This window comes from Vibrio sp. SCSIO 43136 (assembly GCF_023716565.1).
GTDB lineage: Bacteria > Pseudomonadota > Gammaproteobacteria > Enterobacterales > Vibrionaceae > Vibrio.
Map to the genome: position 1 here is coordinate 3,028,314 of NZ_CP071848.1, position 17,349 is coordinate 3,045,662.

General features: G+C 47.3%; 15 protein-coding genes. 9 read left to right on the forward strand and 6 right to left on the reverse strand.

Translation table 11 applies throughout. The features are described from left to right. Positions 1-7: 7 nt before the first annotated feature. On the reverse strand, positions 8-925 hold the full coding sequence (gene gspC, locus J4N39_RS14235; protein ID WP_252020597.1) for a type II secretion system protein GspC: 918 nt from the start codon (positions 923-925) through the stop codon (positions 8-10). A 282-nt stretch (positions 926-1,207) separates the two neighbouring features. Here gspC and hslR point away from each other — a divergent pair, with 282 nt between their 5' ends. From hslR to J4N39_RS14255, 4 genes are all read left to right on the forward strand, one after another. After that, entirely contained in the window at positions 1,208-1,597 is a 390-nt protein-coding gene (gene hslR, locus J4N39_RS14240; RefSeq protein WP_252020598.1) for a ribosome-associated heat shock protein Hsp15, read from the forward strand. A gap of 15 nt (positions 1,598-1,612) precedes the next feature. Beyond that, positions 1,613-2,488, forward strand: a complete 876-nt coding sequence (hslO, locus tag J4N39_RS14245; RefSeq protein WP_252020599.1) for an Hsp33 family molecular chaperone HslO — start codon at positions 1,613-1,615, stop codon at positions 2,486-2,488. A 332-nt stretch (positions 2,489-2,820) separates the two neighbouring features. Further along, a complete protein-coding gene (gene pckA, locus J4N39_RS14250; RefSeq protein WP_252020600.1) occupies positions 2,821-4,449 on the forward strand; it encodes a phosphoenolpyruvate carboxykinase (ATP) in 1,629 nt (542 codons plus the stop codon). Between the two features lie 117 nt (positions 4,450-4,566). Continuing rightward, complete coding sequence (locus J4N39_RS14255; protein WP_252020601.1) at positions 4,567-6,459, forward strand: AsmA family protein; 1,893 nt, start codon at positions 4,567-4,569, stop codon at positions 6,457-6,459. Here J4N39_RS14255 and J4N39_RS14260 read toward each other — a convergent pair. The 3 genes from J4N39_RS14260 to J4N39_RS14270 all read right to left on the reverse strand — a co-directional run bounded on the left by J4N39_RS14260 (position 6,456) and on the right by J4N39_RS14270 (position 8,796). Next, positions 6,456-7,355, reverse strand: coding sequence for a bifunctional GNAT family N-acetyltransferase/hotdog fold thioesterase (locus J4N39_RS14260; protein WP_252020603.1), 900 nt, complete (start codon positions 7,353-7,355; stop codon positions 6,456-6,458). The genes J4N39_RS14255 and J4N39_RS14260 overlap by 4 nt on opposite strands. 99 nt (positions 7,356-7,454) lie before the next feature. Next, complete coding sequence (gene dtd, locus J4N39_RS14265; RefSeq protein WP_252020605.1) at positions 7,455-7,889, reverse strand: D-aminoacyl-tRNA deacylase; 435 nt, start codon at positions 7,887-7,889, stop codon at positions 7,455-7,457. Continuing rightward, positions 7,861-8,796, reverse strand: a complete 936-nt coding sequence (locus J4N39_RS14270; RefSeq protein ID WP_252020607.1) for a virulence factor BrkB family protein — start codon at positions 8,794-8,796, stop codon at positions 7,861-7,863. The genes dtd and J4N39_RS14270 overlap by 29 nt, the downstream gene beginning before the upstream one ends. 55 nt (positions 8,797-8,851) lie before the next feature. Here J4N39_RS14270 and J4N39_RS14275 point away from each other — a divergent pair, with 55 nt between their 5' ends. Then, positions 8,852-9,481, forward strand: coding sequence for a DUF2959 domain-containing protein (locus J4N39_RS14275; protein ID WP_252020609.1), 630 nt, complete (start codon positions 8,852-8,854; stop codon positions 9,479-9,481). 115 nt (positions 9,482-9,596) lie between these two features. Here J4N39_RS14275 and J4N39_RS14280 read toward each other — a convergent pair whose 3' ends face one another. Together J4N39_RS14280 and typA are read right to left on the reverse strand one after the other, a co-directional pair. Then, positions 9,597-10,127, reverse strand: coding sequence for an AAA family ATPase (locus J4N39_RS14280; RefSeq protein ID WP_252020611.1), 531 nt, complete (start codon positions 10,125-10,127; stop codon positions 9,597-9,599). A 140-nt stretch (positions 10,128-10,267) separates the two neighbouring features. Beyond that, a complete protein-coding gene (gene typA / locus J4N39_RS14285; RefSeq protein ID WP_252020613.1) occupies positions 10,268-12,097 on the reverse strand; it encodes a translational GTPase TypA in 1,830 nt (609 codons plus the stop codon). Between the two features lie 495 nt (positions 12,098-12,592). On the opposite strand from typA, the gene glnA reads away from it, so the two are divergent. The 4 genes from glnA (at position 12,593) to glnG (ending at position 17,319) form a co-directional block, all read left to right on the forward strand. After that, positions 12,593-14,002 (forward strand): glutamate--ammonia ligase, encoded by a 1,410-nt coding sequence (gene glnA, locus J4N39_RS14290; RefSeq protein ID WP_252020615.1) that lies wholly within the window; start codon positions 12,593-12,595, stop codon positions 14,000-14,002. Positions 14,003-14,121: 119 nt separating this feature from the next. After that, positions 14,122-14,676 (forward strand): DUF4124 domain-containing protein, encoded by a 555-nt coding sequence (locus tag J4N39_RS14295; protein WP_252020617.1) that lies wholly within the window; start codon positions 14,122-14,124, stop codon positions 14,674-14,676. A 101-nt stretch (positions 14,677-14,777) separates the two neighbouring features. Beyond that, the gene (gene glnL / locus J4N39_RS14300) at positions 14,778-15,860 is read left to right on the forward strand and encodes a nitrogen regulation protein NR(II) (RefSeq protein ID WP_252020620.1); all 1,083 of its coding nucleotides are present in this window, start codon (positions 14,778-14,780) and stop codon (positions 15,858-15,860) included. Positions 15,861-15,906: 46 nt separating this feature from the next. Further along, on the forward strand, positions 15,907-17,319 hold the full coding sequence (glnG, locus tag J4N39_RS14305) for a nitrogen regulation protein NR(I) (protein WP_252020622.1): 1,413 nt from the start codon (positions 15,907-15,909) through the stop codon (positions 17,317-17,319). Positions 17,320-17,349 lie beyond the last annotated feature (30 nt).

Consider the following 17,349-nt stretch of genomic DNA (forward strand, 5'->3'; position numbering starts at 1 on the left):
CAACAAATCAAAATTCTATATATACGTCATGCAGTTGACCGTTGCGTTCAACGGTGAGATTGAGCTCTGTCAGATCATTCATTGATTGCCAGATCTGGCCCATAGCTGCAGGATCGGTAAGATCCGCACCATTAAGCTGCTTGGCGATGTCGCCATCTTGTAGGCCCACGGCATCAAATAGTTCACGCTCGGCACCTGGCGATACTCGATACCCTTTCAGCTCAGAACCCTCTCTGACCTGAGATAAGCGGATATACTTCATGACGCTTTGTGGATTCTGGGTAATTTGTTCTCGGATCTTATCCAGCTCATTGCGATTAAAGCTGGCAGCAATATTGGAGGTTGGGGATTGAGTGGCCACCTGCTGGGACAGTTTGCTGTACTCGATGCCTTGCAACATCAAGGTTTCATCTTTGCCTTGGTTTTCAATAATGACCCGATCAGCAAACACTGCTTTCAATGAAGCGCGAGTGCCTTCGATCGGCTCCTCTAGCCCATAAGTATCTTGTTTACCGCGGTTAGCAATAATGGCAAGACTTCGTGATGGGTCACTGCTTGCAACCACACCGACCAAGTTCAGGTTTAGGCGGGTTTTCGGAGCGTCAACCACAGTGGGGGTTACAGGCTTCACCACCTGCTTCTCACTGTAGCGGCCAAATAGATGCCCATTGAGCAGTGTTGCAACTGAGTCATCCGAAGTGACAGCTTGCCCATTTGCCACCACAACCGCAGACGGAGACCAACGCTGCGGCCCAGCACTAGTGTCCAGCACGCCCCAGATCACTTGCCCTGCCAACCAGCCGCTTATGGCAATCAAAGCAAGGCAAGCCGAAAAACTGATTTTAGCTTGATGGGTTAACCAGAGATTAGTCAATGATGTAAATGCGGTGCCTGACTGCAACTGCTGCACCATACGAGAAGGCATGCTTGGCGATCCCTGTCCTTGTAAATTCGACGAAATTTGAAAGCTCGTGAGCCTACACAAAGGCTCCAAAGTTGTCACATTAATTAATGATGAAGTAAAAGCTGGTTAACGTTATGAATGCACAGCGATTCATCATTGATTTTATTGGGTGTACTTCTGTAAAGAATCAAAGAAAAAGCAGTAGCGATAGCCTCTCAGTCCTTGAGGTGCTTGAAAAATACCCCACTCGCCACCATTGTTTATTTCATCTTTGAAGTCAATGTTTAGAGGCCTGAATTTCCTATGAGTTCAAACAGTATCGCAGTTCGGCTGGATAAATGGCTCTGGGCGGCTAGATTTTATAAAACCCGCTCTATTGCACGAAACATGGTTGATGGCGGTAAAGTCCATTATAATGGTCAACGATCTAAGCCAAGTAAAATTGTCGAACTCGGTGCGGTGATCTTATTACGTCAAGGTAATGAAGAGAAAACCGTGGTGATCGAGAAACTGTCCGATCAGCGCCGAGGCGCACCAGAAGCACAAACGCTATATAGCGAAACTCAAGAGAGTGTTGAAAAACGTGCTGAGAACGCTGAAAAGCGCAAAATAAACGCCCTTTACAGCCCGAACCCAGAACGACGCCCAGATAAGAAACAGCGTCGCGACCTGATTAAATTTAAACATCAATAAGCCGGAGCATTTCGCATGGCCAACAACCTGTTGCATCGTTACCTATTTGAAGATCTTTCAGTACGTGGCGAATTGGTACAACTGGATGAGACGTACCAGAAAATCATTTCAAGCAAGGAATACCCTGCACCAGTACAAAATCTACTGGGTGAACTGCTGGTAGCAACTACTCTACTGACGGCGACACTAAAATTTGAAGGGTCTATCACCATTCAATTGCAAGGCGATGGTCCTGTCTCTCTAGCGGTGATTAACGGTGATCACGACCAAAAAGTTCGTGGCGTAGCTCGCTTCGAAGGGGAAATTGCTGATGACGCTGGCCTTCACGACCTAATGGGTAAAGGCCACATGGTTATCACCATTACTCCAAATAAAGGCGAACGCTATCAAGGTGTTGTTGGTCTAGAAGGCGACAACCTAACAGAGGTGCTAGAGTCTTACTTCGAACGTTCGGAGCAGTTAAAGACTCGTCTTTGGATCCGTCTAGGCGAATTTGATGGCAAACCACATGCAGCAGGTATGTTGATTCAGGTGATGCCGGATGGCACAGGTAGCGCAGATGACTTTGAGCACCTAGAACAGCTGACAGATACCATCAAAAACGAAGAATTATTCAGCTTAGAAGCGAATGATGTACTGTACCGCCTCTACAACCAAGAAACCGTAAAAGTGTTTGAACCTCAGCCAGTTGTGTTCCACTGTGGCTGTTCTCGTGAGCGCAGTGCTGGTGCAATCCTAAACGTTGATCGTGCTGAAATTAATGACATTTTGGCCGAAGTTGGATCAGTTTCTTTACATTGTGATTACTGTGGCACGACTTATTCCTTTGATGATGCTGATATCAAGGAACTGTTTGAACCAAGCCAATCTGGCGGTCAAACCCTGCATTAATTTCATCCAGACATTAAGTCGACACGATTTTAGTTCAAAGCCAGCACCACGCTGGCTTTTTTATTTAAAAAACCCACTAAATCACACACTTATCAATAACAAAATCTCACTTATTTTTTGTAAAACAATAACGATTTTGATCTAGCGCAAAGGTTGGTATTGACGATAAACTAACCAAGCCAATCTGTGACAGGCGTATTAATTCCCCTCAAAAACTAGGGATATTTTTTGATTAAGCTCCCTGTTTTGTATGCGTCCTGTTGCTAGCATGGTGAGCATATAAAAATTACATAATTACAAAATCCCTACAAATACCCTACAAAGGAGCACCTATGACTGTTATGGAACATACAAAGGCTGCGCAACAATTAGATCTTACCCAACACGGATTGACCGGCGTAACTGAGGTTATTCGTAACCCAAGTTATGAGCAGCTTTTCGAAGAAGAAACTCGCCCAGAATTAGAAGGCTATGAAAAAGGCGTTGTCACAGAGCTAGGCGCTGTGGCCGTCGATACCGGTATTTTTACCGGTCGCTCACCAAAAGATAAATTTATCGTTAGAGATGACACCACTCGAGACACTATGTGGTGGTCTGATCAAGGCAAAAACGATAACAAGCCCATCAGCAAAGAAGTATGGGACGACCTTAAACAAACCGTTACCGCTCAACTGTCTGGCAAACGCCTATTTGTTATCGATGGTTACTGTGGCACCAATGCCGATACGCGTCTAAAAATTCGTGTCATCACTGAGGTTGCGTGGCAAGCGCACTTCGTGAAAAACATGTTCATCCGCCCAAGTGAAGAAGAATTAGCGACGTTCGAACCAGACTTTGTGGTGATGAACGGTGCAAAAACAACCAATGAGAAGTGGGAAGAACACGGTCTGAACTCTGAAAACTTCACTGTGTTTAACCTAACTGAGAAGATGCAGCTTATCGGTGGTACTTGGTACGGCGGTGAGATGAAGAAAGGTATGTTCGCTATGATGAACTACTTCCTTCCTCTGCGTGATATCGCTTCGATGCACTGTAGTGCTAACGTAGGCGAGAAAGGCGATGTGGCGATCTTCTTTGGTCTGTCTGGCACAGGTAAAACCACGCTATCAACCGACCCTAAACGTCAATTGATCGGTGATGATGAGCATGGCTGGGATGACGAAGGTATCTTTAACTACGAAGGTGGTTGCTACGCAAAAACCATTCGTCTATCTAAAGAAGCTGAGCCGGACATCTTCAACGCTATTCGCCGTGATGCACTGCTAGAGAACGTGACGGTACGCAACGATGGTTCTATCGACTTTGATGATGGTTCTAAAACAGAAAACACTCGTGTTTCTTACCCAATTCATCATATCGAGAACATTGTTAAGCCGGTATCTAAAGCAGGTCACGCAGAAAAAGTAATCTTCCTGACGGCCGATGCGTTTGGTGTATTGCCTCCAGTGGCGAAATTGACTCCAGAACAAACTAAGTACCACTTCCTATCTGGCTTTACTGCAAAACTTGCGGGTACTGAGCGCGGTATCACCGAGCCAACCCCGACCTTCTCGGCGGCGTTTGGTGCGGCATTCCTAACTCTACACCCAACGAAGTACGCAGAAGTGCTAGTAAAACGTATGGAAGCGGTAGGTGCTAAGGCTTACTTGGTCAACACTGGTTGGAATGGCAGCGGTAACCGTATCTCGATTAAAGATACTCGTGCCATCATTGATGCCATCCTAGACGGCTCAATTGACGAAGCTGAAACCAAGCAACTCCCTGTGTTTAACCTAGAAGTGCCAACGGCGCTGCACGATGTTGATACCAACATCTTGGACCCTCGTGACACTTACGTTGATCCACTTCAGTGGGATAGCAAAGCTCAAGATTTGGCTGAGCGCTTTATCAAGAACTTCGCTCAATACACTGACAATGATGAAGGCAAGTCACTGGTAGCGGCAGGCCCTCAGCTCGACTAATCTAGACTTTTTTATGCCAAGCCCCTCTTTCGAGGGGCTTTTTTATTGAAACTGGCGTCAATTTGTACCAATCTGGGTGCTGGAATTTATTGCGACACTCAGTATGGATACGTAAATATGAGAAAAGTGCTAGCCCTAATTGTGCTCTTGGTCTGCTTTGGCTTGGCCAGTGTATTAGTGCTATTTGGCCTACTCCATACTCAGTTCGCCACGCCGATGGTCAACTACATCGCTCCTAAGCTGTTTAAAACCCCGATTCAAATCGACTCTGTCGAGTATCAGTCGCCTTACCACCTGTCGCTGCACGGAGTAGAGATCAGCACCTCGGCCGAACCTTTGTACGTCGAGAATATCCAGCTGTGGCTCAACCCTGATCTGATCCAACAACAAAAATTAGCCGTCGACAGTTTGCTGTTAAGTGGTTTTAGCCTCCAGCAAGGCCTGCCGTCACTCGACTGGCCATCCCATATCAAGTTGCATCAACTCGCCATCGATCATTTCGACTACTCAGACAATGACGTTATTGTGCGCGAGTTAGCCCTACAGGTGAAAAACCCACAACCGACCCGAGAAACTGGCATTCCTTGGTATGGCGAATGGCAAGCCTCAGCGCAACAAGTCTACTGGCAAGGCGAAGCCATCGACCAAATTCTTATCGATGGAGACTTCCTGCCCGACAGCCAAAAAATCTACGGTTTATCTTTTAACTGGCAAGGCGCTAATTTTGCCACCCAAGCGCAGCGCCACGCGCAAAAGTGGCAGCTACTCAATACCACGGTAAACAACTTAACCCTAAATCAGGAGCAGCTTAACGCTCTACCTGCCCAGCTCACGACACCGCTATTAAATGCAGATATTGAAGTCGAACGCTTTGATTTGCTCAATGCCAACATTAAGCTCGATGAATTTTCTGCCACCCAGCTCGATGTGACTCTAGAAAACTGGCATTCGAATCTCGCGCTATGGCAGCAAAACAGCCAGTTATCACTCAATGCTGAAAGCATCGTCTGGAAACAGCAACAATGGCTTGAGCCAGTGATTACCGCAGAGATGAGCGATGAAGTGCTCTATATTGATGACCTTAGCACCCGCATCCAAGGGGGCTTTGTGCAACTGGCTGGGCAATTTGACCGCAAGCAAGCCAATTTTGACCACTTAAACTTGAGTGGTGTGGCGTGGCTAGCACAAAGAGGCGACCGCTCACTGCTCAACACCTTGCCTGAATGGGAGAGAATTTCTATCGAGCAACTTTTGGTGCGAAATGGCCAATATATCGATCTGAAATCGGTACCGAAAAGACAGGTATCAGGACTAAACATCACTGGAAAATCACTGCTCATCAAAGATAAGACCAACCTAGGCGTGTTGGCTGGTGAACTAAGAGCCACTGCCAACAGCATGAGCTACGGGCCACTGATAGCAGCGCAATCATTAGTAGAAATGCACGCCACTCAAGGCACAAGCTACTTAGATAAGCTGATCATTCCTATCAACGAAGGATTGGTTCGCGCTCAAGGCGAATGGGAATTTGCCAAAGTCAGCCAGCCGTGGCACCTCAAATTTGCTGCAGATGGTTACCCACTTGACCTAGATACCTCGACCCGACTGCCTGAATTGGAGTTTCTCGGTCCAAGCGATGTTCAATTTGAACTGCGAGCACTGGCGGGTGATGAAGCTATGTTAGCGCACAGTTTAGGTGGGTTTGCTCGCATATCACTGCCTGATGCTACCCTTCCCGCCGACATTGCAGAGCTCATGACAGGTCAAAACCAAGCGGTTCAATTGACCTTTAGTGAGATCACTTTGCAAGCCGATAGAGGGCGAGTCACACTAGACGCTAGCCCTATCAGCAGCGAATCACTGAGTGGGAAACTGTCTGGTAGCTTGGATCTCACCGAGCCGGAGAAAAGTACCCTTGGCATAGAGCTACAAGGGCCATGTGGCAGCTGGCAGAAGCTATTTATACAATCAGAGCTTCGCCAGCTGTTTAGAGAGTGCGCAACACGCTAATCTCTAGGTAGCAACATGTAGGTGCCCGTGAACTCGACCGCTTCGACATCACCACTGTAAATAATGGTTTTGATGATAACCCTAGCTCGGCGTCCGTTCTCAAGTCTATCTAGATCACCACTGATGCCATCGAGTGAAGTCACCGCTAATGGGCTTTCGGTCACTGGGTGTCTGTAACGAATATGGCTATCTGCCAGCACGATATCTGCCTGCAAGTTGCGCTCTTTCATCAATAGCCAGGTCATCCCCCAGCCAGTCAAGGTTGCTAAGGTAAATGCAGACCCTGCAAACATGGTGTTGTGCGGATTGAGGTTCGGGTTTAACTGTGCAGCACACTCAAAGCGGTAGCCTGTGTACTGATTGATTTTGATCCCCATCTTGTCACTGATAGGGATTTGCTGCTCCCAGCGCTGCTGTAGCTCGGCGCACCATTCAGGGCGGCGTAACACGTTTGCCAGTGGGTCGAGCTCTTTGACCATTTGCTGGTGACGCACAGGTCCACGCTCATCCCCAAGCTCGCCATGACTGGTAAAGCCGTTTTGCTCATAAAAGGCGATGGCGTCTTGGCGTGCGTTACACACCAGTCGCTTAACGCCTTCTTGACGCGCCAATGACTCTAAAGCCACCAGTACCAGCGAGCCCAATCCACGATTGCGACGATTAGGCTTTACCGCCATATAACGTATCTGACCATCATCATCTGGGGTAATGTAGAGGCGACCAATCGCCATCGGTCGCCCTTTACTGTCCACAATCATGCGATGATGGCTCATTGGGTCAAATTCATCACGCTCTGAGCCAATAGGGAGTTGCCATGGTTCACGCAGCATTTTCCAGCGAAAGTGGTAATACTTGTTATGCTGGTTATCGGTTTTTGGAGTGATGAGTTTAAACATGAATATCCTTATTCTCAGTTGATTGAACTGAGTGTTTTTACTCGCTCCCACGCTCCTGCGTAGGGAAGTCGTTTAAGCAAACTGTTCGCTGTGAGTTTTTTACACCTGAAGCCAAAATGTTACTGGACCATCATTGACCAGTGACACCTTCATATCCGCCCCGAAGCGACCACGCTCGGTTGGAAGGGTTTCAGCACACTTGTCGGCAAAATAGTCGTACCACTTCTCGGCATCGGCTGGGTGTGCTCCGCGAGAAAAGCCTGCTCGCGTGCCTTTTTTAGTATCCGCAGGCAGTGTAAATTGAGACACCACCAGAACCTTTCCGTTCACTTGTTGAACATTAAGGTTCATTTTGTCTTCTTCATCGCCAAACACGCGGTAAGTGAGCACACGTTCCACCAAGCGTTTTGCCTTAGCTTCATCATCATCTTTTTCCACCCCGAGCAGGACTAACAGGCCTTTATCGATCTCGCCAACAATCTCGCCGTCTACTTTTACCGACGCTTCACTTACTCGTTGTATCAGTGCTATCACTTGGTGTTCCTTGGGTTGGTGTTTCAGTTACTAGGTGCTTACTGTACCACAAGTCACGCTCACTCAAACTGGCGGTGATTTCTGCACCAAGTAAAACAATCAACCAACACAAATATACCCAGACGAACAAAATAGGAATGGCGGCTAACGCCCCGTATATCAACTGATAAGATGGGAACTGAGTGATATACATGGCAAAACCTTTCTTACTCAATTCAAACAAAATGGCCGCGATTAAAGCACCCGTGACGCCATCCACCACGCCAATCTTTTTATTAGGTACCAGCATGTACAAACCCAGAAAGCCCAGCAGCGACAATAGGAAAGGCAACCAACGCAAAAATTCAGTGGTGAGCGTTGATACTGTGTCGTTGGCGAGAAAGCTTAGCGAAGTAATGTAAGAAGTGGCAGCGATACTCGCCCCAGCCATGATTGGGCCTAGTGTTAACACCATCCAATACATAGAAAAGGAATAGACTCGGCGACGCTTTTCCTGCACTCGAAAGATGTAATTTAGGCTCTTATCGATATTGGAAATCAGCATCAAAGCGGCCACAAACAAAAACGCACCACCCACAGCAGACATCTTGCCCGTGTTTGCCACAAAATCATTCAGCGCCGATTTAACCGCAGTACCTGCTGCTGGCACAAAATTGTTGATGACGAAATCTTGTAGCAGCTCACCAACGTTGGCGAAGACTGGAAACTTGGACAACACCGATAGCAACACCGTTAAAAGTGGCACTAATGAAAGCAGCGTGATGTAAGCCATATAGCCTGCGCTTACCGTCAGGCGGTCATGAGAGATGCGCTTCAAAAAGTAGTGAGAAAAGTTGTGCAGCTCTCGCAGTAATGGCGCAAAAGGCAAGTTGTCCAAGGACTTGCCTAAGCGTTTCAAGTCGGTCATAGTCTAGATATTCGTTACGTGAATGAAACAATATTCTAACCAAAAGGACTCGGAAATGCGTTATTTATTCTTGGTTTGCGCCCTACTCCTCACTGGCTGCCAGTCAACTTACTACTCAGCGATGGAAACCGTCGGCATCCACAAGCGAGATATCATGGTCGACCGAGTCGAAGACGCAAAAACCGCTCAGCAAGACGCGGAGCAAGAGTTCACCAGCGCACTAGAAGCCCTCTCCACCCTGACCAATTTCGATGGTGGCGATCTTGAAGCCATGTATAAAAAGATCGACAGCAAGTACCAAGACAGTGAGAGCGCCGCGGAAAAAGTCGCCGACCGAATCAGCGCCATCGAAGATGTCTCTGGTGCACTTTTTGAAGAGTGGGAGAACGAGCTCGAGCTATACACCAGTGACAAGCTGCGTCGTGATAGTGAGTCCAAGCTCAAGCAAACCAAAGCATCATATAAGACCATGCTCAGTGCCATGAAACGTGCCGAGAAGAAGATGACACCTGTGCTCAATACACTCCGTGATAACACTCTTTACCTTAAACACAACCTCAACGCCAACGCCATCGGCTCGTTGCAAGGTGAATTCATGAGCCTAGAGAAAGATATCGAAGTTGCGATAAAGGAAATGAAGGCTGCGATTGCGGAGTCGGATAAGTTTTTGGCGAAGTTGAAGTAACACCGGTAACCGGTAAAGGGGACGCTTTGCTAACGGTAAAAAGGGAAACGGAAAAAAGCTAGCCCTTTACCGTTAGCGCCAGCGTCCCTCTGCCCTTTCCCTAAAAAATAGTTGTCTATTCAGCTAAATAAGTAAGAATAAATTCACAGCGCTTAAATACCTCATCAAACGGCACCTCTACCACTTCATATCCAAACCCTTCGTAAGCCGTCACCAATAACTCATGGATCTCAATCGCCTGTTCAAACGGATATGGGCGCACCTCATCCTGTACATAAGTGACATCATTTGGACGACAGACAAACACCGTCGAATGATAACCTAACGCCGCCTGCTTCAGCTCTTCAGTGGGCGTAAGCCCACTCATAATCATGTAGGCGCTTAAGTCACCAGTGGCACGATCGAGAAACGCATACCCCTCATCTTGCACCGCTTGGAGCTTTTGGTCACCCATAACCCTAGAGCACAATTTGACGAATCCAGCCATATCATGCCAAGGCAAAATGCCGTCTTCCAGAGCACTCTGCTCTTCAATCAAGCGACGAGATGATTCTTCATAAGTGTTATGCCCCATCTTAGCCAAAGCATTGATGATGGTCGTCTTCCCCGCTCCCGGGCCACCCGTAATAACAATAGGTTTCGTCATAATAAATCTCTTAACCAACACACCCTAAGCCGCTTTACCGATTACCGATTACCGATTACCGATTACCGAAAGTAAAACACCCCAAGCCATCACTGACTCAGGGTGTCTATTTTCAATTAACTATCAGCTAATTAGAAAGCTTATTTCGCACCACGTGAAGCACGCTTACGATCCGACTCAGTAAGAAACTTCTTACGGATACGGATGCTTTCTGGAGTTACTTCTACTAGCTCGTCATCGTCGATGAACTCAAGCGCTTGCTCAAGAGTCATGATGATTGGCGGAGTAAGAACCTGTGCGTCATCTGTACCAGATGCACGAACGTTGGTTAGCTGCTTACCTTTCAGTACGTTTACTGTTAGGTCGTTGTCACGGCTGTGGATACCAACAACCATGCCTTCGTATACTTCTACACCGTGACCGATGAACATACGGCCGCGCTCTTGTAGGTTGAATAGTGCGTTAGTTAGCGCTTTACCCATACCGTTAGAGATTAGTACACCGTTCACACGTTGGCCGATTTCGCCGCCTTTGTGTGGACCGTAGTGATCAAACGTATGGTAAAGAAGGCCTGAACCAGAAGTTAGTGTCATGAATTCCGTTTGGAAACCGATCAGACCACGAGATGGCATGATGAAGTCCATACGTACACGGCCTTTACCATCTGGAGCCATGTCAGTTAGCTCACCCTTACGTAGACCGATGTTCTCCATGATGCCACCTTGGTGCTCTTCAAGCACGTCGATAGTCACAGTCTCGTACGGTTCCATTAGCTGACCATCTTCTTCTTTGATGATTACTTCTGGGCGAGATACCGCTAGCTCAAAACCTTCACGGCGCATGTTTTCAATCAGGATTGATAGGTGAAGCTCACCACGGCCTGATACACGGAACTTGTCTGGATCGTCTAGTTGCTCAACGCGTAGTGCTACGTTGTGTACTAGCTCTTTTTCTAGACGCTCAAGGATGTTACGTGAAGTTACAAACTTACCTTCTTTACCAGCAAACGGAGAAGTGTTTACTTGGAAAGTCATGGTTACTGTTGGTTCATCAACAGAAAGCGCTGGAAGTGCTTCTACTGCGTTTTGTGCACAGATGGTGTCAGAGATTTTTAGCTCACCAAGACCTGTGATTGCGATGATGTCACCTGCGTTTGCTTGGTCAACTTCGTGACGCTCAAGGCCAAGGTAACCCATTACCGTGCCCACTTTACCGTTGCGGGTCTTACCGTCAGCACCGATGATGGTAACTTGTTGGTTTGGCTTAACGCTACCACGAGTTACACGAGCAACACCAATAACACCTACGTAAGAACTGTAGTCTAGCTGAGACACCTGCATCTGCAGTGCGCCATCTACGTCTACGTCAGGAGCTGCTACGTTATCAACGATCGCTTGGAACAGTGGTTCCATGTTTTCGCCAGTTTCGCCTTCTTCTAGAGTCGCCCAGCCGTTCAGTGCTGATGCGTAAACTACTTGGAAGTCTAGTTGGTCGTCAGTTGCGCCTAGGTTATCGAATAGGTCAAATACTTGATCCATTACCCAATCAGGACGAGCGCCAGGGCGGTCAATCTTGTTGATAACAACGATTGGCTTAAGGCCGTGAGCAAATGCTTTTTGAGTTACGAAGCGAGTTTGAGGCATTGGGCCGTCAACCGCATCTACGATAAGTAGTACTGAGTCTACCATCGACATAATACGCTCTACTTCACCACCGAAGTCGGCGTGTCCTGGAGTATCTACGATGTTGATACGGTAGTCGTTCCAGTTAATTGCCGTGTTCTTCGCAAGGATGGTGATGCCACGCTCTTTCTCGATGTCGTTCGAGTCCATGACTCGCTCTTCTTGCTCACCGCGTGACTCTAGGGTGCCTGATTGCTGTAGAAGCTTATCTACCAGGGTAGTTTTACCGTGGTCAACGTGCGCGATGATCGCGATATTTCTCAATTTCTCGATGTTTGGAGTCGTCATGGATTTTGATTCACTCAAATGGTGAAGCCGCCGGAATTTGGCCAAGCCACTTCACTGATTAAAAAAACGGTCAATAATGTACCAGATTCTAGCCAAATTCCCACATTTATGTGACTTACCGCGCTTTTTTTTGCCCACCTTTTTGATTGAGTAGTGCTGTTTGGTCGAAGCCAAGGACTTACTTATAGATTTATCAATGTAAAATCAGAAATTTGCATTGACTTTGACGCCTTGGGAGGGCGAAATAGTTCTCGACTGGTACCAAATGCACCCCTTGCACCACGACGGTGCACTGAGGGATCATTATGGTGCAATATTTTGCACCACGATAAACCATCAAAGCCCAAGCCATTGATTTTTAATGGAATTAAAAACTGGCACACTTTTGGCTAAGTAAATATCGTCACAGATTAACAATCTAAAGATTAATCAATGACAGTCTTTAATTTAACCAATATTGCGCCCACGCTTTATTAACACCGGAGGTTATCCACGATGTCAGTAGAAAACGTTCTATCGCTGATTCAAGAAAACGAAGTAAAGTTTGTAGACCTACGCTTTACAGACACTAAAGGTAAAGAGCAACACATCTCTCTACCAGCTCACCAAGTTGACGCTGACTTCTTCGAAGAAGGCAAAATGTTCGACGGTTCTTCTGTTGCTGGCTGGAAAGGCATCAACGAATCTGACATGGTGATGATGCCTGACGCATCTAGCGCTGTTCTTGACCCGTTCACAGAAGATGCAACTCTAAACATCCGTTGTGACATCCTAGAACCTTCTACTATGCAAGGTTACGACCGTGACCCACGTTCAATCGCTAAGCGTGCTGAAGACTTCATGCGCTCTACTGGCGTTGCAGACACAGTTCTAATCGGTCCTGAGCCAGAGTTCTTCCTATTTGACGATGTTAAGTTCGCAACTGACATGTCTGGTTCTTTCTTCAAGATTGACGACGTAGAAGCAGCTTGGAACACAGGTTCTGACTTCGAAGACGGTAACAAAGGTCACCGTCCAGGCGTTAAAGGCGGTTACTTCCCAGTAGCTCCTGTTGATTCATCTCAAGACATCCGCAGCGCAATGTGTCTAGTAATGGAAGAGATGGGTCTGGTTGTTGAAGCTCACCACCACGAAGTAGCAACTGCAGGTCAGAACGAAATCGCTACTCGTTTCAACACGCTAACTTCTAAAGCGGATGAGATCCAAATCTACAAGTACGTTGTTCATAACGTTGCTCACGCATTCGGTAAGACAGCGACATTCATGCCTAAGCCACTAGTAGGTGATAACGGTTCTGGTATGCACGTTCACCAATCTCTAGCGAAAGACGGTGTTAACCTATTCGCTGGTGACAAGTACGGCGGTCTATCTGAAACTGCACTTTACTACATCGGTGGTATCGTTAAGCACGCTAAAGCAATCAACGCATTTGCTAACGCATCAACTAACTCGTACAAGCGTCTTGTACCAGGTTTTGAAGCACCAGTTATGCTTGCTTACTCTGCGCGTAACCGTTCTGCTTCTATCCGTATCCCAGTGGTTCCAAGTGCTAAAGCACGTCGTATCGAAGTTCGCTTCGGTGATCCATCTGCGAACCCATACCTATGTTTCGCAGCAATGCTAATGGCTGGTCTTGACGGTATTAAGAACAAGATCCACCCTGGCGATGCTATGGATAAAGACCTTTACGACCTACCAGCAGAAGAAGCAGCTGAAATCCCAACTGTTGCTTACTCACTAAAAGAAGCTCTAGATTCTCTAGATGCTGACCGTGAGTTCCTAACGGCTGGCGGCGTATTCTCTGACGACTTCATCGATTCTTACATCGCACTGAAAGAGCAAGACGTAGAGAAAGTAAACATGACAACTCACCCACTTGAGTTTGAACTATACTACTCTGTGTAATTCGCTGTAATAGTTAGAAAAAATATCAGGCTCGCCTCGCAGGCGGGCCTTTTTTGTATTGGTCGAAATGCCTGCTTCCCCTAGCATCTAATCAAGATTCAACGACCAAGAAATTCCTAATGAAGTGTTATTTGTTACCGCTAATTACCCTACTCAGTGCCTTAATATCTGTTCAAACAGCCTACAGCCAAACGGCCTATACCTGGGTTGATAAACACGGAGTTCGCCATTTCAGTGATACTGCGCCGGAGCACCAAAGCGAGACAATTACCCTATCCTCACCAGAAGTTGGCGGCCCGATCCCAGTCTCAGAGCCAACTCAAGACAGCCATGCGACGCCTGAGGCGCAGCCACATAAGCCCGCCAAAGCTCTACAACTAAGCTGGCTCACGCCTAACAATGATCAGACGCTAAGAGATAACAACGGAAAAATTATGATTGCCTTAGAGGCCAACCGTAAACTGAAGCCCAATGAAAAACTTCAACTCTTGGTTAACGATATCGAATTTGGTGCACCACAAACCCAGTTGAGTTGGGCGATAACCAATATGGATCGTGGTACTCATCGTTTAGTTATCAATGCTTTAAAAGATGGCAAGCAAATTGCAACAACTCCTACAATCACAGTGCATTTGCATCGAGCAAGAGTTAAGCCTACAAAAAGTGCCCTATAACAGGGAGTTATAGCCACTCGCTAACTAGGATTTCACCCATTCTTGCTCCATACTAGATACCAATGCACCACTGTGGTGCATCGACTTTGGAGCAGGGAACTATGCAGAGCAACGACCAACTTTCTACGACCATTCTCAATAATATTGTGACCGCAGCCCTGCTGTTGGATGACAAATTGGGTCTTTGCTACGCCAACCCTGCGGCAGAACAGCTTTTTTCTCAAAGCGCTAAACGACTGCTCGCCACGCCCTTGCCGGACTTGATCCAACACGCCTCAATGGATTTAAACTTACTGACCCAGCCGCTTCAGTCGGGTCAAAGCATCACAGACAGTGACGTAACGTTTGTGATTGATGGCAAGCCGGTAATGCTCGAGGTGACGGTCAGCCCAGTCACTTGGAACAAACAAGTATATTTATTAGTGGAACTGCGCCAAACCGACCAGCAGCGTCGCCTGAGCCAAGAGCTCAACCAACATGCCCAACAGCAAGCGGCGAAGGAGTTGGTGCGAGGGCTAGCCCATGAAATCAAAAACCCTCTGGGAGGGTTGCGAGGTGCGGCGCAATTGCTCAATCGCATGCTGCCAGACGAAAGTTTGCAGGAATACACCAAGATCATCATCGAGCAAGCGGATCGATTGCGCTCGCTGGTCGATAGGCTTCTCGGCCCACAAAAACTGGGCCATAAAGAAAGAGTTAACTTGCACTTGGTGATCGAGAAAGTGCGCCAACTGGTTGAACTCGATACTGGAAGCTCCATTCCAATTCTCCGCGACTATGACCCGAGCTTACCTGAGTTGATGATGGACCCAGATCAAATCGAGCAGTCACTACTGAATATTGTCAGCAACGCCGCACTCATAATGCAAGACCAATTAGATGCGGAAATTAAGATACGCACCAGAACGGTGCATCAAGTGAATATCCATGGCACACGCCATAAGTTAGCGGCGCAGATTGATGTCATAGATAATGGCCCAGGTATTCCACCTGAGCTGCAAGATACTCTGTTTTACCCCATGGTTAGTGGTCGAGAAGGTGGCACTGGCTTGGGACTGTCTATATCGCAAAACCTAATCGACCAGCATCAAGGCAAAATTGATGTACAAAGCTGGCCTGGAAAAACCACCTTCACCATTTTATTACCGATAAATATCAGCCCAGAGAAACCTGCGGAGTCATAACCCCGCTTGGCAAGATATTTATGCGTTTGTTGCAAGGAAACTGATTATGAGTAGAGGGTACGTTTGGGTCGTTGATGACGATAGCTCAATTCGTTGGGTGATGGAGAAAACTCTGTCATCCGCCCAGATCCAATGTGAAACTTATGCTGATGCAGAGAGTGTATTGCAGGCACTGCAACGTCAGGCACCTGACGTACTAGTGTCGGACATTCGCATGCCGGGCATGGATGGCCTAACCCTGCTTAAACAGGTCCACCAGCAATATCCTGACTTACCCATCATCATCATGACAGCGCATTCGGATCTTGATGCTGCAGTAAACGCTTATCACGAAGGTGCTTTCGAATATCTGCCTAAGCCATTTGATATCGATGAAACCTTGGGACTGGTTGAGCGTGCCCTGACCCACAGCTTTGAGCAGCGCAAACAAAAATCTAGCGACGAGTCACTGTCGGCGAATGCACCAGAAATTATTGGTGAAGCCCCCGCAATGCAAGAAGTGTTTCGTGCCATAGGCCGACTATCGCGTTCGTCAATTTCAGTGCTCATCAATGGTGAATCAGGCACAGGTAAAGAGCTGGTTGCTCAAGCCCTGCACCGCCACAGTCCGCGAGCAAAAAATCCATTTATCGCCCTGAATATGGCGGCGATTCCAAAAGATTTGATCGAATCTGAACTGTTTGGCCACGAGAAAGGAGCGTTTACTGGCGCCAACTCGGTCAGACAAGGTCGCTTTGAACAGGCCAATGGCGGCACCCTGTTTTTGGATGAAATCGGTGATATGCCCCTCGATATTCAAACTCGCTTGTTGCGTGTTTTGTCAGATGGACAATTCTATCGTGTCGGTGGTCATTCTCCGATCAATGTCGATGTACGGATTGTGGCAGCAACGCACCAAGATCTCGAGCAACGAGTCGCTGATGGCGATTTCCGTGAAGATTTGTTCCACCGTCTTAATGTTATTCGCGTTCACATCCCATCACTGCGTGAGCGAAAACAAGACATCGAAAAATTAACTCAACATTTTTTACGGTTGGCCGCTAATGAACTAGGTGTGGAGATGAAAACCCTCCATCCAACCACGGTCACTCAGCTAAATCAGCTTGATTGGCCCGGTAACGTACGTCAATTGGAAAACGTCTGTCGCTGGCTGACCGTCATGGCCAGTGGTAATGAAGTTCTGCCGAGCGATCTGCCTAGAGAGCTTTTGACCACCGGTAGCCCTAAAGCTTCCAGCGAAGGGCAAATTAGCTGGCAAGCTCAGCTTGAAGAGTGGGCAACCAAGGCATTAACAGACGGTGAGTGTGAGTTGCTTTCTTATGCACTCCCAGAATTTGAACGTATACTATTAACAACAGCACTACGCCATACCAATGGCCACAAACAAGATGCTGCCAAACTGTTAGGCTGGGGACGCAACACCTTAACGAGGAAGTTAAAAGAACTAGATATACACTAGTCAAAAGTGCCTCGCAGTAAACACGGCTTA